General features: G+C 43.1%; 12 protein-coding genes. 4 read left to right on the top strand and 8 right to left on the bottom strand.

The genetic code is table 11. From position 1 onward, the window contains the following. Positions 1 to 2: 2 nt before the first annotated feature. From speA to AB5062_RS03405, 6 genes are all read right to left on the bottom strand, one after another. Positions 3 to 1,895 carry a biosynthetic arginine decarboxylase gene (speA, locus tag AB5062_RS03430; protein WP_005838815.1) on the bottom strand — a complete coding sequence of 631 codons (1,893 nt, stop codon included), beginning with the start codon at positions 1,893 to 1,895 and terminating at the stop codon, positions 3 to 5. A 41-nt stretch (positions 1,896 to 1,936) separates the two neighbouring features. Beyond that, complete coding sequence (locus AB5062_RS03425; RefSeq protein ID WP_005838813.1) at positions 1,937 to 2,464, bottom strand: shikimate kinase; 528 nt, start codon at positions 2,462 to 2,464, stop codon at positions 1,937 to 1,939. Beyond that, positions 2,461 to 4,899 carry a type I DNA topoisomerase gene (topA, locus tag AB5062_RS03420; protein ID WP_005838811.1) on the bottom strand — a complete coding sequence of 813 codons (2,439 nt, stop codon included), beginning with the start codon at positions 4,897 to 4,899 and terminating at the stop codon, positions 2,461 to 2,463. The genes AB5062_RS03425 and topA overlap by 4 nt, the downstream gene beginning before the upstream one ends. A 121-nt stretch (positions 4,900 to 5,020) precedes the next feature. Then, the gene (locus tag AB5062_RS03415) at positions 5,021 to 6,718 is read right to left on the bottom strand and encodes a TonB-dependent receptor (protein WP_032952201.1); all 1,698 of its coding nucleotides are present in this window, start codon (positions 6,716 to 6,718) and stop codon (positions 5,021 to 5,023) included. A gap of 23 nt (positions 6,719 to 6,741) precedes the next feature. Then, positions 6,742 to 9,645, bottom strand: a complete 2,904-nt coding sequence (locus AB5062_RS03410) for a tetratricopeptide repeat protein (protein WP_011965142.1) — start codon at positions 9,643 to 9,645, stop codon at positions 6,742 to 6,744. Between the two features lie 9 nt (positions 9,646 to 9,654). Next, positions 9,655 to 10,179 carry an NUDIX domain-containing protein gene (locus tag AB5062_RS03405; protein ID WP_022508618.1) on the bottom strand — a complete coding sequence of 175 codons (525 nt, stop codon included), beginning with the start codon at positions 10,177 to 10,179 and terminating at the stop codon, positions 9,655 to 9,657. A 134-nt stretch (positions 10,180 to 10,313) separates the two neighbouring features. On the opposite strand from AB5062_RS03405, the gene AB5062_RS03400 reads away from it, so the two are divergent. The 4 genes from AB5062_RS03400 (at position 10,314) to AB5062_RS03385 (ending at position 12,902) form a co-directional block, all read left to right on the top strand. Then, complete coding sequence (locus AB5062_RS03400) at positions 10,314 to 11,600, top strand: hemolysin family protein (RefSeq protein WP_005838803.1); 1,287 nt, start codon at positions 10,314 to 10,316, stop codon at positions 11,598 to 11,600. A gap of 22 nt (positions 11,601 to 11,622) precedes the next feature. Continuing rightward, positions 11,623 to 12,006 carry a hypothetical protein gene (locus AB5062_RS03395; RefSeq protein ID WP_005838801.1) on the top strand — a complete coding sequence of 128 codons (384 nt, stop codon included), beginning with the start codon at positions 11,623 to 11,625 and terminating at the stop codon, positions 12,004 to 12,006. A 116-nt stretch (positions 12,007 to 12,122) separates the two neighbouring features. Next, a complete protein-coding gene (locus tag AB5062_RS03390; protein WP_005838800.1) occupies positions 12,123 to 12,581 on the top strand; it encodes an Lrp/AsnC family transcriptional regulator in 459 nt (152 codons plus the stop codon). Between the two features lie 6 nt (positions 12,582 to 12,587). Further along, positions 12,588 to 12,902, top strand: coding sequence for a DUF4491 family protein (locus AB5062_RS03385; protein WP_005838797.1), 315 nt, complete (start codon positions 12,588 to 12,590; stop codon positions 12,900 to 12,902). Positions 12,903 to 13,101: 199 nt separating this feature from the next. On the opposite strand, the gene AB5062_RS03380 is transcribed toward AB5062_RS03385, so the two are convergent. Together AB5062_RS03380 and AB5062_RS03375 are read right to left on the bottom strand one after the other, a co-directional pair. Then, the gene (locus AB5062_RS03380; protein ID WP_032952200.1) at positions 13,102 to 15,381 is read right to left on the bottom strand and encodes a TonB-dependent receptor; all 2,280 of its coding nucleotides are present in this window, start codon (positions 15,379 to 15,381) and stop codon (positions 13,102 to 13,104) included. Continuing rightward, positions 15,365 to 15,754 (bottom strand): SPASM domain-containing protein, encoded by a 390-nt coding sequence (locus AB5062_RS03375; protein ID WP_368328352.1) that lies wholly within the window; start codon positions 15,752 to 15,754, stop codon positions 15,365 to 15,367. Before AB5062_RS03375 ends, AB5062_RS03380 begins: the two co-directional genes overlap by 17 nt. Between the last annotated feature and the right edge of the window lie 133 nt (positions 15,755 to 15,887).

The following is a 15,887-nucleotide window of genomic DNA, read 5'->3' as shown; positions in this document are numbered from 1 at the left end:
TATTATTCCAAATAAGTATATCCGTACAACCCGGAACGATAATTAGAGAGGAATTCTTTTCCTTCCTCTACAGAAATTCTTCCTTCCTTCACTGATTTGGTCACCCAGGTTTCCAGTGTACGCACCAATTTCTTCGGGTTATATTGTACATAATCCAAAACCTCGGCCACCGTTTCACCATCAATTACCTGATCAATAGAATACCCTTTGTCATCCACCGTAACATGCACCGCATTGGTATCTCCAAACAAATTGTGCATATCACCCAGAATCTCCTGATAAGCACCAACCAAAAATACACCTATATAATAAGCGTCTTTTCCCTTCAACGAATGTACCGGCAGGTCATGCGATACATAACGGGTAGAGATAAAATTGGCAATCTTTCCATCCGAATCACAAGTGATATCCTGCAAGGTAGCATTTCTGTCGGGCTTCTCATCCAGACGCTGGATAGGCATGATAGGGAATATCTGATCTATCGCCCACGAGTCCGGCAACGACTGGAACAACGAGAAATTACAAAAATATTTATCAGCCAGCAGTTTGTCCAGTTTGCGGAACTCATCGGGCGCATGTTTCAGCCCCGAAGCAATCTGATTGATCTCACGGGTCACCGACCAGTACAGACGCTCTATCTGGGCACGGGTCTTCAAATCCACAATACCGTGGCTGAATAAATCAAGTGCTTCCTCACGTATCTGCTGTGCATCGTGCCAAGCCTCCACCATACGGCTCTGATTCAGATTATCCCATATCTCATAAAGTTCATGTACCAGTTCATGATCATTTTCACCCACTTCGAAATCCTCATCCATTTCGGGCAGAGTCGCCGTTTCCAGCACCTCGAAAATCAGCACGGAGTGATGGGCGGTCAGTGAACGTCCGCTTTCGGTAATAATATTCGGATGAGGAATTCCATTCTTGTCACTGGCATCCACCAGTGTAGAGATAGAGTCATTCACATACTCCTGAATAGAGTAGTTCACACTGCTTTCACTATTGGCAGAACGAGTTCCGTCGTAATCCACACCCAAACCGCCGCCGATATCCACAAATTCCACATTAAATCCCATCACATGCAACTGCACATAGAATTGCGATGCCTCACGCAGAGCTGTCTTGATACGGCGTATTTTAGTCACCTGGCTGCCTATATGAAAATGAATCAGTTTCAGACAGTCCTTCATGTCTTTCTTTTCCAGAAAATCAAGCGCTTCCAGCAATTCACTGGATGTCAAGCCAAACTTACTGGCATCTCCTCCGCTATCTTCCCATTTACCACTTCCCGAAGAAGCCAGCTTAATGCGGATACCTATGTTAGGACGCACATTCAGCTGCTTTGCCATTTTGGCTATCAGGCGTAATTCATTCATTTTCTCCACTACCAAGAAAATGCGTTTCCCCATCTTCTGTGCCAGCAGAGCCAGCTCGATATAACTTTCGTCCTTATATCCGTTACAGATAATCAATGAATCCGAATCTGTATTCACAGCTATCACCGCATGAAGTTCAGGTTTGGAACCGGCTTCCAGTCCCAAATTGAATTTCTTTCCATGACTGATGATTTCTTCCACTACAGGACGCATCTGATTTACCTTGATAGGATAAATGATAAAATTCTGGGCCTTATACCCATACTCATCAGATGCCTGCTTAAAGCAGTTCGCGATTTTTTCAATACGATTATCCAGAATATCCGGAAAACGGACCAGCATAGGAGCTGCCACATCCCGCAATTGCAACTCATCGACCAACTCTTTCAAATCGACCTCAACGCCGTCCTTACGAGGAGTTACCACTACATGACCTTTGTCATTGATACCAAAGTACGAAGTTCCCCACCCTGTTATGTTGTAGAGTTCTTCCGAATCTTCAATACGCCATTTTCTCATTTCTTCTTCTGTACAAAGAGTGTGTATTTTACTATATATAATTATTTATTCAATTTCTTTCTCAAGCTGTCAACAGAGGCTTGAATTTGTCTTTTATCCTCCAGCTCATCAGCCTTAAACAGATGTTTCGCCTTTGAATAAAACGGATGTCTTTTCTGTAACGCCTCACAGATAAAATCCATCAGTTCCTCATCACTTTTATTTGCTAACAATGGACGTTGCTGCTTGGCCACTCTCAGACGGCGGAACAATACGGCAGGTTCCACATCCAGAAACACCGTATCACCGCAATCATTCATATACTCCATGTTATCAAAAAAACAAGGTGTTCCTCCACCGGTCGAAACAACCACATCTTCAAACTCGGCCACTTCGTGCAACATTTTCCGTTCCAGTTCCCGGAATCCGTCTTCTCCGCGTTCCAAGAACAGCTGTTGAACGGTTTTATGGAAACGTTCCTCGATAAACCAGTCCAAATCAATGAAATTCAGACTCATTTCACGGGCAAACGCCTTACCTAGAGTCGTTTTGCCCGCGCCCATATATCCTATTAAAAATATACGTGTCATTTTTTTGCTTTTGCAGTGCCCTTTACCTTGGAAGCCGCCTTACTTTTTGCGGATTCTTCGGGCTTTTCGGACTCCTCTTCCATATTCACGGTTCCCCTGTTTCTTGAAGCCGCTTTCGTTTTACGCGTTTCCGCCTTGCTTTTCTGCAATTCAATCACCTTAAAACAAGCCTCCAGACTTAAATCTGCCGGTTCTACATTCTCAGGAATCTTATAATTCTTTTTCTGATAACTGATGTATGGGCCGTAACGTCCGTTCAAGACCTGCATATCAGGGTCAGCATCGAATACTTTAATAAACTTCTTCTCCTGCGCTTCTATCTTATTCTTGATCAACTCTACCGCCTCATCCAAAGAAATCTCCATCGGATCCGTTCCTTTAGGAATAGAAACAAACAGTTTGTCATAGCGCACGTATGGTCCGAAACGCCCTACTCCTACCGTTACCGTATGTCCGTCATAATCCCCCAACGTACGGGGAAGCTTGAACGCATCCAATGCTTCTTCCAACGTAATGGTTTCCATCGACAATCCCTTTGCCAACTGCGCAAAACGCGGTTTTTCCTCATCATCGGCAGTACCAATCTGAATAACCGGACCGAAACGACCGATCTTAACCGATACCGGCTTACCGCTTACAGGATCTGTTCCCAATACCCTCTCACCCACCTTATGCTCAGTCTTAGAGTGAATGGTCTTATCTACCAACGGATGGAAGCCTTTATAGAAACTGTCCATCATACCAGTCCATTCCTTTTCTCCTTCCGCCACTTCATCGAACTCTTTCTCCACATTCGCTGTAAAATTAAAGTCCATGATTTCAGGAAAGTATTCCATCAGGAAATCGTTTACCACGATACCGGTATCAGTAGGCAACAACTTGGCCTTTTCATTTCCCGTCATCTCTGTCTTGGTAGTTTCCGTAATCTTGCCGCCTTTCAGTTTCAAGATATCATACGGGCGTTTCACACCTTCACTGTTTCCTTTTTCTACATAACCGCGTTGCTGCACAGTAGAAATGGTAGGTGCATATGTAGATGGACGACCGATGCCCAACTCTTCCAGTTTGCGTACCAGGCTGGCTTCCGTATAACGGGGCGGACATTGGGTAAAGCGCTGAGTCGCCAGGATTTCTTTTCTTATCAGTTTTTCCCCTTTGCTCAGAGGCGGCAACAGACGGCCCTCGTCTTCCTGCTCATTGTCATCATCGTATGATTCCTTGTATACACGCAGGAAACCGTCAAAAGTAATCACCTCGCCGGTAGCGATAAATTTCTCGCTACTGTTGCTGATTACAATAGTAGCCGTTGTTTTCTCCAACTCCGCATCTGCCATCTGTGAAGCGATGGTACGTTTCCAGATCAGTTCATACAATTTCTGTTCCTGACCGGTTCCGTTCACCGTTTCATTCTCCATATAGGTAGGACGGATAGCCTCATGTGCTTCCTGTGCTCCTTTAGTCTTGGTGGCAAACTTACGGACTTTGACGTATCTTTCTCCCATCAGGGACAAGATAGTCTGCTTGCTGGTATTCAAAGCCAGATCCGAAAGGTTCACCGAATCCGTACGCATATAGGTAATTTGTCCGTTTTCATACAGACGCTGTGCCACCATCATGGTCTGCGCTACTGTAAATCCCAACTTACGGGCAGCTTCCTGCTGCAACGTAGAAGTAGTAAACGGTGCCGCCGGCGATTTCTTCACAGGGCGGGTTGTTATATCTTCAATAGAGAACTGCGCATCCTTACAAGTTTCAAGGAAAGCCTGTGCTTCTTCCTTGGTCTTGAAACGGTTGGACAATTCCGCTTTCACTTCAACTTCATTTCCATCGACATCAGGTACTTCAAACACTGCTGTAACGCGATAAGACGGCTCACTGACAAAAGCATGCACCTCACGTTCACGTTCCACAATCAAACGAACGGCAACAGATTGCACACGTCCGGCAGAAAGAGCAGGCTTTACCTTCTTCCACAATACCGGTGAGAGTTCAAAACCTACAATTCTATCCAGAATACGGCGTGCCTGCTGGGCATTTACCAGATTCACATCAATGTCACGCGGATTTTCGATGGCCTTTAGTATCGCTGTTTTGGTTATCTCGTGGAATACAATGCGCTTGGTCTTCTCAGGGTCCAGCCCCAAGACTTCAAACAAGTGCCATGAAATAGCTTCTCCTTCACGGTCCTCATCGGATGCAAGCCATACCATATCAGCTTTCTTTGCCTCCGCTTTCAATTCGGCTACCAATTTCTTTTTATCTGCCGGTATCTCGTAAGTCGGCTCAAACCCATTCTCTACATCGATACTAAACTCCTTCTTTTTCAAATCCCGGATATGCCCGTAACTGGAAAGGACTTTATAATCATTGCCCAAGAATTTCTCAATGGTTTTAGCCTTGGCGGGTGACTCAACTATTACTAGATTTTTTTGCATAATACTATGTATTCCATTTTATTTTGGGGCAAAAGTAGAAAAAAAGCAGAAGCACACCTATATAATAAGGTATGTTTCTGCTTTTTTTTCTTAAAAAAATCCTTTCCGAGTGCCTATTTAACTAAAAAGCCAAAGAAAGCCCGGCTAGAACATTCAGTTTTTCAGCAGGATAACCGTACTCATAATAATATTGTTTATTCAACAGATTATTCACACGCCCAAAAACAGACAGATCTTTCAGGAAAGTATAACTGGCTCCCACACTCAAATTGCTGATTTTGCCCAAACCAAAATCCTTGCTGCTATTCCCTTCTTCTATCACATATTCTTTCCGCTGTACATATTCATAGCCCAAATTAACCTTCAATCCTTCAAACACCTTAGCCTCAGCATAGAAATTCAATTCAAACTTGGGCTTGGTCACTAAATACAGCTCTTCATTTTCATTGTCTGTCTTCCAGCTATAAAATGTACCTTTCAATGAAGCGTCAAACCAGTCCTTATAACCGTATTTCAATTCAGCACCTCCATACGCGGTTTTCGCTTTATCCTGCAAGAAATGAGTAAAATAATACCCGTCCGCATCCACCAGATTGCAAAACAACTCATCTTTACTGATCCGATATCCACCAAAGACATTAAACCACAAACCATTTACCGGAGATGCTTTAAAACCCAATGTAGCATTCAGTGGCACATAGGTAGAAGGCATCCGGGCGTTTAAAGACCAATAAGGTGAAAAAGCATTCAACCGGCGATAATCATTCAGTTCACGCCCTCCCAGCGCATGTAAATAAAGCACATAACTCTCCGAGAACAAGTATTCGGCTTTCACGTCAGGAGACACATCAATACCACTGTCCTCTCCCGACTGCCAATCCACATGAGCACCGACACGGACCCGCCAGTCATCACTTTCCAACATATAATAAGGATTCAAACCCAGTGAAGTATAGTTGCCCATTAAACTGTCCGAAGAATAAAACAGGTTATCCATCTCGAAACGGATGCCTACCCGTTGCTCATTATCCAGCTTGCCCCATACATCTCCTTCAGTGTGGACAATCTTCTCCTTACCTGTAGATGCATTGCCTGAATAATCCAGCGGATATTTGATACCAAAATACTTCAATCCGGTCTGCAAAGTGAATTGCAAAGGAAGCGATTCATCTCTGGAAGAAACACCTATGTGAAAATCGCCTAAAGTATGATGCTGTTTATCAGTAGCTCTGGCAGAAGCCGTATGCATTTCGGAATCAGGCATATAGTTAAACACTTGTGATTGCAGGCCGCCACCTAAATTCAAAGTTACCTTGCTGAAATCATGAGAATAGTCCAAACGGAACTCAGTAGAATAAAAACGTGATTTCCAATCCTCAGCATTCCAATGCTTCAGCTTTCCGTTCATGCCATCCAGAGATACCCCGACTTTCAGACGGTCCTTTCCGGTGATATCCCACAGATACCCAGCCTTAAAATCCACATTCCCATAATTTCCATATCCGGCACGGACATATCCACGTTTCGCGCGGTTCATAGCCCATTCACGGGTTATAGGAGACATACTTTCATACGTCCAGGCCGAAACAGGGCGCAAGGCTGTAGCATATTCTATGCCTTTCTTCATTACAGCCGGCTCCTCCACCCTAGGCAGGACATTAATCTTTGAGGCATCCATGATATTGGGATTATACTCATTCTCTACCACCACAGTGCGGTTCAACGTACTATCTTGCTGCGCATATGCAACAGACAGAGGCAAAAAAGCCAATATAATGGACAATTGACAATGGACAATTGACAATTTCTTACTTATCATATTCAGCACTTATTTTTTAATTTTTAATTCTCTGTTTTCAATTTCTCCAGTCTGCTTTCAATCATTCCGGCAATATCATCATCGGCCTGATAGTTCTGCTTCAATGAAAGCAAATATTGTTTAGCATCCAAGTTACGCCCCAACTTCATATACACATCAGCCAATAACACAAAGCTGCGTGCCAGCCAATAGGTATGCGGTGTACTTACCTCAATGTAATTCAGCACCTCCTGCTCCGCCTTATCCGTTTGTCCGCCGTCAAAGTAAATCTGGGCGACTTTATATTTGGCCTCCGCTCCATATACATTACGGGTGTCTTTCGCCAAGACCTTCAAATCTTCCATAGCTCCATCCGTCTTGCCGGCATCCAAATAAGCTTTTGCACGGTAATAATGTGCCTCGTTAGACAATTCCGGCGCCAGTTTAGTATCGGCCAGCAAATCTGTTGCGGCAAAGATAATCTCTTCCTCATTTCCCAGCATATGCGCACTGCGTAACATTCCGGTTTTTGCAAGCCGGCGACGCTCCATAGAAGCGGCTTTATCTTTCAATTGCTTGTAAATATGCAAGGCTTTTTCATAATCCTTCGCCGTATAAGCCATTTCGGCCCCCATCAACATGGCATCTTCAGAATATTTGTTGTTGGGATATTCCAATACTTTATCCAAATGCCGGGCTGCACTTTCATAAGCTTTCTGATTATAGTCTATCAAACCGATATAATAGTTGGCATTCAGACTGAAAGCACCTTCGGGGAAAGTCTGTAAATAACGGGTAAAGCTGTTGCGGGCCTCGGCGACCTCACCCCGCATATATACCCTTTCGGCAGCCACATAGGTCAATGAGTCACGCTCATTCACATCAAAGTTGGCACCGCCGGGGATAGTTGAAGCAAAATTGGCATACTCATCCACCTTATTCAAATCAATATAGATCGATTTCAAGTCACGCTGCGCCAAACGCGCCTCCTCACTGCCCGGATAACCGGCTATGACCTGCTTATAAGCCTGGATGGCTTCAGGATACTTGTCATCCTGATAGTATAGCAAACCGATCTCGTTAGCCGCCCGCCGTGCGACATTGCTCTCCGGAAATTTCTTCACCAGAATATTGAAACGGGCAATGGCATTGGCATTATCCTCCATCTGCACAAAAGCACGTCCCTGCTCGTAAAGGGCATCATCCATGTATTGTGATTCCGGATAATCCGAAATCAAGCGGTTCAACGTCTGCACTTTTCCATTGTAATCACGTTGCAAACCACGCACAAACGCCTCCTGATACAAAGAGTAATCCCCCAGTGACGGATCAATCTCCACCGCACGGGCATAATCCTGACGAGCCTGCTCAAAACGGCGGTCATAGAAGTTGCAGTCACCTATGCGGTTATAGGCATCTGCCTGCATGGTGCGCTCATTGATACTTCCCCTGTCCACAAAACGGGTAAACCAAGTGCCCGCATTTCCATAATTTTTCTGTTTGAAATAAGTATATCCCAAGTTATAGAGCGCCAAACCATATTCCTGTCCGTTCTTGCTGGTGGCAAATTCCAGATACAAGCGGTAATCGTTACCCGCCTGCGGAAAACGGTCCAGACGATAATTGGATTCCCCCCTCCAGAAATAAGCGTCCGCCTTTGTCGCCTGATTGTATTGCCCCACAGCAAGCGATTGGTTGAAGAACTCCAGAGCCTCCTGGAAACGGGCATTCGCAAATGCCTGTGTGCCCAGCCGGAACAAAATCTTCTGCTTGGCCTCCATAATGCGTGTGCCCGGATGCTCAATCTTTGCTATAGATTTTAAAGCAGCTTCATAACTGCGGGTATTCATATACACCTCTATCAAATAATCATTGACACGCTCCGTATAAGGTGAATTCGGGAACTCATTCAGAAAACGCTCAAACACGGTTACCGATTCGGCAAATGGAGAATAAGAGGTTTCATGAATACACAAAGCATAATTATAAAGAGCCTGTTCCTTTACTTTCGGATCAAAACTGAAATTGGCAGCCTGCTCGAATGCCATGCGTGCCCTGTTCCTCTCCTTCAAGTTCAAATAAGCCAGCCCCATGTGTAGATAAGCATTCTGTGACAAGGCATCATGTACCGAAGCCATTTCCCCCAAAGTAGCGGCAGCCTTGGAATAAACACCAGTATAATAATAACTCATACCGAGTTCATACAAAGGCTTACGCTGCGGGTGGGAAACACTTTCACGGTATCTTTCCAAAGGAGGTATCGCCGCTTGGTAATCATTCAATCCGAAACAAGCCTCTCCCCAAATCCGTTCCATCTGAGGAACATCCTTTTTAGCCGGATATTGCTCCAGATACGCTTTTGCCACAGTACGGGCCTGCTGATAATTTCCTTTCACCAAATAAATCTCTCCTATATAATAAGGAACCAATGCTGCATATACGGCATCATTCTGCAAAGACTGGAAACTTTTCAGCGCCTTGTCATAGCGTTTCTCCACATAATCAATATAAGCCAGATTATAGACAGCGTCATCCTGATACAATGGGCTTACCTCTTTCAGCAAGGTAAACCATACAGCCGCTTCACGCAGATTGTCTTCTTTCAGATAAGAGGTGGCCAGACGCATGGCACAATCATCTCTTTCCTTATCAGGCAAAGCCTCCAGATCACACGACCGGAACAGGGCAATGGCCTCCTTGTATTTTCCCTCCATAAAATAAGCAGAGGCAATCAGTGACAGCACCCTGTTTTTATGGCGGGAATCAGGATATTTGTCCAGATAAGCCTGTAACAGCTCCATGCTGTCCCCGCCTTTCAACTCATATTCCCGGCATACCCGGTTATATTCCTTGTCACCTGCCACATCCTTGGGAGTGATCTGCTGCGCCATTCCCTGCAAGGAACAGCCTCCCATCAATGCGGCCATCAATAAGGTTTTTCTTTTCATATCTTATCATTAAAGTTTATGTTCTTTCAAAAAACGCCGGACTCCTTCACGCACAGAATCCAGCCCGAATTCTTCGGGATTCACTTCATTCAAGGGAAGCCAGAAAGACTCCGCCACATCATCCATCGCCTTTATCCGGCTGGTATCTTTCACTTTACAAAGAAAGAACAGATCCAATGTATGTACCAGAAATCCTGAATAAAGATAAGTGTTGGGCAATGAGAACTGATAAACAGCCTCCTCCACCTGCAAGCCGGTTTCTTCCAACACCTCGCGTGCCACACCTTCCTCGCCGGTTTCATGCATATCAATAAACCCGCCGGACAGGTCCAATGTTCCCTTCGCCGGTTCTTTTCCCCTGCGGCACACCAACAACTCATTCTTATCATTCAAGATAAAAGCTACAGTAGCGGCACTGGAATTGAAATAATACACAAAGCCACAATCGGCACAACGCTTTGATTTCTCATTGTTCACTTCAAAGTGCGGCGAACCACACTTCGGACAATATTTGAATAGTTCCAACGGATGCATAATTACTCCTTTCTAAGTATAGACACCGCAAAGATAGCGCAAATGACAGATAATTCATTAATTAAATCTAAAAGAAGAAAGAGAAAACACAATTCTTAGTACATTTGTTAGCAAAACAAAACGTAAATTCTTACATGGAAATTGCCATTATTATCGCACTTATCTTATTAAACGGGGTATTCGCCATGTCCGAAATCGCCCTGATCTCAGCGCGTAAAAGTAGTTTGTCCAATGATATCCGTCATGGAAGCTCTACAGCGCGTATCGCTTTAAAGCTTGCCAATGACCCGGACAAGTTTTTATCCACCATCCAAATCGGAATCACCCTGATTGGTATATTGACCGGTATTTACTCCGGCGACGTGCTGGCCACCGATTTTGGGAACATACTGACTGACGCCGGCGTACCCGCCACATATGCCTATTTATTGGCTCAAACCCTGATTGTCATCCTGGTCACTTACCTCACTATTATCTTTGGCGAGCTGGTGCCCAAACGCATTGGCATGAGTGCCTCCACCCGTGCTGCCAAGCTATTGGCACGTCCCATGTACTGGCTGTCCGTCATCGCCTCTCCTTTTGTATGGATACTTGCCAAAAGCACTTCACTTATCTTCAACCTGCTGCATATCAATACAGCGGAAGAAAAAGTGACTGAAGAGGAAATCAAATCCATGATAGACGAAGGAACCGAGAACGGTGAAGTGCAGGAAGTGGAACAGGATATTGTGGACCGCGTCTTCTCCCTGGGCGACCGCAGTATCAACACCATCATGACCTATCGCAGCGACATCGTATCCATTGACATAGACATGAACAACAAGCAGCTGTATGACATCGTATGCCAACACCTGTACCAAGTTTACCCTGTAACTCAAGGAAACACCCTGGACAACATCATCGGAGTAGTTTACCTGAAAGACCTCTTCGGGAAGCTGAACAGTTGCGAATTCAATCTGCGTGATGTGATCCGTCCGGCACAATACTTCCACGAAAACATGGATGTATATAAAGTATTGGAACAAATACGCCAGCACAACATCAAATACGGATTAATCTGTGATGAATTCGGCAGTCTGCAAGGCATCATCACCATGAAGGACATTCTGGAAGCCCTGGTAGGCACCTTGCCCAGTGACTCGGAAGACCCCGATATCGTTCCCCGCAAGGACGGAAGCTGGTTGATAGACGGCCAATGTTCTTTCTATGACTTTCTGAGTCATTTCGAAATGGAGGATTTATACCCCGATTATAATTACAACACGTTGAGCGGTCTCATCCTGCAACAACTAGGCCACATTCCCAAGACCGGTGAATCCATGGAATGGAATGACTTCACACTGGAAATAGTCGACATGGACGGAGCCCGGATAGATAAAGTATTAGTAACACTAACCCATAAAAACGAAGAGGACAATTAACATGCTGCAAAGAGATTACATTATGCGGTTGCTTCAACAATTTTTCGAAGCATTGGAAAAGTTGGTAGAAGAAAGAGATAAAAAGGACGGTCCCGAGCTGCAATTGCAACTTCAAAGCATTTATCGTGCCTACTTCAATCATCCTTCCACCTTCTATTATGATCAGGATGCGGAATATATACTGAACGAGATGGGACAGAACTATGGTGGCGAGGAATTGCTCACGCGCATCGACATGTTATCCGAACTGCTCTATCAGGATGCTTTGTTGAAAGAGTCCGAAGAACAAAAATATTTGTTAAGAAAATCGCTATTCCTGTTGAACTATTTAGATACACATAGCGATACCTTCTCATTTGAAAGAAGAGGGAAAATCGGCGAAATAGAGAAGAAAATAGGTGATTAGCTCCTCTTATTGCACTTTTTTTCAAAGAAATCCTGTTTTTTCTTGCAAAATAGTAGATAAATTAAAAAGTATTCCTATATTTGCTTACAGATTGATAACATTAAAATCGGTATATTATGGAGAAAATTGATAGCCTCGACAGACAAATTCTAGAAATTATATCCCAAAATGCCCGCATCCCGTTTAAAGATGTCGCAGCAGAATGTGGAGTTTCACGCGCAGCCATTCATCAGCGTGTGCAAAGATTAATTGATTTGGGAGTTATTATCGGTTCAGGATATCATGTGAACCCTAAGAGTTTAGGGTATAGAACCTGTACATACGTAGGAATCAAGCTGGAAAAAGGTTCCATGTACAAAAACGTAGTGGCAGAACTGAAGAAGATTCCCGAAATTGTGGAATGCCACTTCACTACAGGTCCCTATACCATGCTGACCAAACTTTATTCACGCGATAACGAGCATTTGATGGACTTGCTGAACTCAAAGATTCAGGAAATTCCCGGCGTTACGGCTACCGAGACCCTGATCTCTCTGGAGCAGAGCATCAAAAAAGAAATACCCATTCAAAGCTAAGAAAGAATGGAATGGCTGAATGAATACCATTTAGGCGGTATTGCCATCGGCATTTGTACCTTTTTAATAATCGGTCTTTTCCACCCCATCGTGGTCAAGGCCGAATATTATTGGGGTACACGGTGCTGGTGGATATTTTTGGTACTGGGCATAGCAGGCATTATAGGGACTGTGCTTATCAGTGACATCCTGATTTCCTCTTTATTGGGTGTCTTCTCCTTCTCTTCTTTCTGGACTATCAAGGAGATATTCGAGCAACGCGAACGCGTGCTGAAAGGCTGGTTTCCGATGAATCCGAAACGGAAACACGAATACGAATAGAAACTATTCTTTCCGGCCAAACCCTTTGCAATTCAATTAAAGGGCTTTTATTTCTTCTTCAGGAAGCCCTGTAGCCTGTACTATGACATCAGATGACACTCTCAAGTTTCGCGCATTCCTCATGCGCTCTTCGTAAACGTTCCCGCGATTCTAATATCATACGCATCCCGTGCCTGCAACATATCAAACAAAAATTATTTCACAACTTTATCCCCTGCTCCGTACTCTGCAAACTCTTCTTATTCCTATATTTGAAATTCTTTCCTTGCATATAATAATTGAATCCTAATGAAAAGCAGAAACTTCGGTCCTTCATCCTGCCGGATAAGAAATTGTAATAAGTTCCTTCGTGCGTAGTGGAATCATATCCCAAAGTGCCCAACAAATACCTCATATTTCCAGTAATTCCCAAATGTTTGTTCACACACCAAGTTACCGTCAGTTCCGATTCAGACCCATAATGTTTCCGTTTGTTATTCACACCATAGCTGAAAGGCCGATAATTCCCATAAAGATTCCATGACAATCTTTTATAATGTCCATACGTATTAAGATTAACATAAAGAGAGCCCTTTCCATGCTGATGAGTATAGAAATGAGTATCATACCCTATATTTCCACCTACACCTCCCCATTTTTGATTATTATAGTTCATATTGATACCGGCATCCAGTTGCCGGAAAGTATCCGTGTTTTTATATGTCTGCGTATATATATTGTCCTCTGTATACCCTATCGGCACAATCCGGTCTACCGACAACCTGTATTTCACAAAAGGTTCCACATAAAATCCATGCTGATTATACATATAGCAAAATCTAAAAATATGATTCCGGGCAGGCATTAAAAAAGGATTTCCCCGAGTCACTTCCAAACTGTCGGTAGAAGTGTTGTAGGGATTCAGATACATTACCTCAGGAGACAGATTGGAAAGATTATAATTCAAACGTACAGAGTGTATGCCATTAAATTTATAAGTTCCTGATACAGCAGCAGTCAATTTGCTATAATCGTGTTTCACTTCACCTGCTTTCTTGAAAATAAGATCCGTACCTAACGAAAGCATATAAAAAAAACTGCTCTTGATATTTCCATTCATCGAAACATAAGCATATTCACTCCATTCCCTATGATAGAAAGTAGGATATCCCGCACTAATCTGTTTAATACGGTCTTTCAAAAAACGAGTATAACTTCCGAAATCAAAATTCTGGCCGAGCCAATCAAAAGAATAATCCAGTTCCAATCCTCCGGACCAGCGAAAGTTGTCAAAATCATATTGATTTCTATACTCCAAGGATGGATATTCCTCTTTTCTAATCCCTTTCATATCATTCCCATTCATGTTCAGATGCAGAGTCGTTTCCAATGTTTTACTTTTATGAAAGGTATGCTTATGATACAAGTTAAAACTTCCTACATAACTGGTTGATTTATTATCCACAAAAGATTTATATGCTTCTCTCTCTTTATTTTGGGTCAGAATTCCCCCACCCTCCTCTTCACTTTTAGAAGAATAATGGTAATAGATGGCACTCATAGCCAGATAATCTTTGGGCGAACAAATCCAGTCACCGTTCAAAGCCACATAAGGATTACTTATATTAGAACGTTTTTTACTGACAGCGGTTTTCTCATACCCCGTATTCTGTTGTATCGTATTCCACTCCGAATCATCATGATGAAAATAGAAATGAGAAGCATTTAGGCTTAAAGACGCCTTGCTGTTGCCTAATTCATAATAACCTCCCGTATACCCAAACAAAACCGGAATCATGTGGCGTGTATTCATATTGTATGTCTGATAAGCGGCAGTTTTCTGTTTCATCTTAATATTGACCACACATTGTACCCCGTCTTTCAGGTAGCGTGCAGAAGGGTTATTGATCACCTCCACCGCCTCCACCTCTTTCGGATCAATGCTATTAATGCCCGAATTGACCTTATGTCCATTTATCAAGATTAAAGGAGTAGCCCCATCCACCATCTTTATAGAACGATCCGATTCATTCACCACCAATTTGGGAATTTCTCTCAATGCCTCATAAGGATTCTGTTTTTTCCTGGCTTCTGCCGACAAATAAAAGATATCACTATTTGCCGTATGAGAGATCAGATGACTTTTGTCGGCAACAATAGAAACTTCTTTCAACTGTATGTTTTTCACCGGATAAATCACATAGACTATCCTTTTATCACCTGTCAAATCAAAGGTTTCCTCTATCGGCTGATACTCGGGGCACGACAAGCTTAAAGTGTATTTCCCTTTGTGCAAATCAGTAAATTTATATCTCCCTTTCGAATCTACCAGTGTCATGCCTACCAATGAATCGGCCTGTTGCAAGGTCACAACCGTTTCAGGCATCACCAAAGATTTATCATTCTTTACTGTCCCTGACAAGGTGTATTGGGAGAAAACAACCAACGGGCAACAACAGACTGCTATCAATATGATTAGTTTGTCAAGGCGTGCTTTCATACATATTCATTTTAAGTAGTTCGTTATTAAATCGATACTCCACATATTCATCCAGACTCAATTCCATATTCCTCAATTGGCAATACCTTAGAATATTCCCTGGAGTTTCTAACAATTTTTGATTGCAAGGTCCCCAACACAAAGGTAATAATTTACATGATATACAGTACTCATTATCATACGTTGTTTGCGATAATCTTTTCTCCAACTTTAGGTTATCCCACTTGATACAGCCATTATCCTGCAAAACTCCTTCTCGCAATTCATTGGTAAAATCTCTACCACTACATTTATATACATCTCCATTATATGAGATAATAGCCTGGTCAACTTTACCAGATTTACATGAATAACTTCTTCTAGCCAAGTTCATGTATGAAACTGCAAAACCATTTACCATGAATAAATTCAAAACATCTTTTATTTTATCAATAGTTCGTTAAAAATTCGCCACGCCTAAGCGGCTCTGGCAGTAAATAAAATGAGTTCTTTGAAAAGTTTGTCAA

Origin of the sequence: Phocaeicola sp. RTP21359st1_B8_RTP21360_211022 (assembly GCF_040911965.1) — a bacterium.
GTDB classification, from domain to species: domain Bacteria; phylum Bacteroidota; class Bacteroidia; order Bacteroidales; family Bacteroidaceae; genus Phocaeicola; species Phocaeicola vulgatus.
The sequence above is the reverse complement of the archived record's forward strand: the minus strand, read 5'-3'. Positions and strand labels throughout refer to the sequence as shown.

Excerpts from the sequence above, each read along its gene's own strand:
- speA (WP_005838815.1), bottom strand. The coding sequence starts at position 1,895 with ATGAGAAAATGGCGTATTGAAGATTCGGAAGAACTCTACAACATAACA.
- AB5062_RS03425 (WP_005838813.1), bottom strand. The coding sequence starts at position 2,464 with ATGACACGTATATTTTTAATAGGATATATGGGCGCGGGCAAAACGACT.
- topA (WP_005838811.1), bottom strand. The coding sequence starts at position 4,899 with ATGCAAAAAAATCTAGTAATAGTTGAGTCACCCGCCAAGGCTAAAACC.
- AB5062_RS03415 (WP_032952201.1), bottom strand. The coding sequence starts at position 6,718 with ATGATAAGTAAGAAATTGTCAATTGTCCATTGTCAATTGTCCATTATA.
- AB5062_RS03410 (WP_011965142.1), bottom strand. The coding sequence starts at position 9,645 with ATGAAAAGAAAAACCTTATTGATGGCCGCATTGATGGGAGGCTGTTCC.
- AB5062_RS03405 (WP_022508618.1), bottom strand. The coding sequence starts at position 10,179 with ATGCATCCGTTGGAACTATTCAAATATTGTCCGAAGTGTGGTTCGCCG.
- AB5062_RS03400 (WP_005838803.1), top strand. The coding sequence starts at position 10,314 with ATGGAAATTGCCATTATTATCGCACTTATCTTATTAAACGGGGTATTC.
- AB5062_RS03395 (WP_005838801.1), top strand. The coding sequence starts at position 11,623 with ATGCGGTTGCTTCAACAATTTTTCGAAGCATTGGAAAAGTTGGTAGAA.
- AB5062_RS03390 (WP_005838800.1), top strand. The coding sequence starts at position 12,123 with ATGGAGAAAATTGATAGCCTCGACAGACAAATTCTAGAAATTATATCC.
- AB5062_RS03385 (WP_005838797.1), top strand. The coding sequence starts at position 12,588 with ATGGAATGGCTGAATGAATACCATTTAGGCGGTATTGCCATCGGCATT.
- AB5062_RS03380 (WP_032952200.1), bottom strand. The coding sequence starts at position 15,381 with ATGAAAGCACGCCTTGACAAACTAATCATATTGATAGCAGTCTGTTGT.
- AB5062_RS03375 (WP_368328352.1), bottom strand. The coding sequence starts at position 15,754 with ATGAACTTGGCTAGAAGAAGTTATTCATGTAAATCTGGTAAAGTTGAC.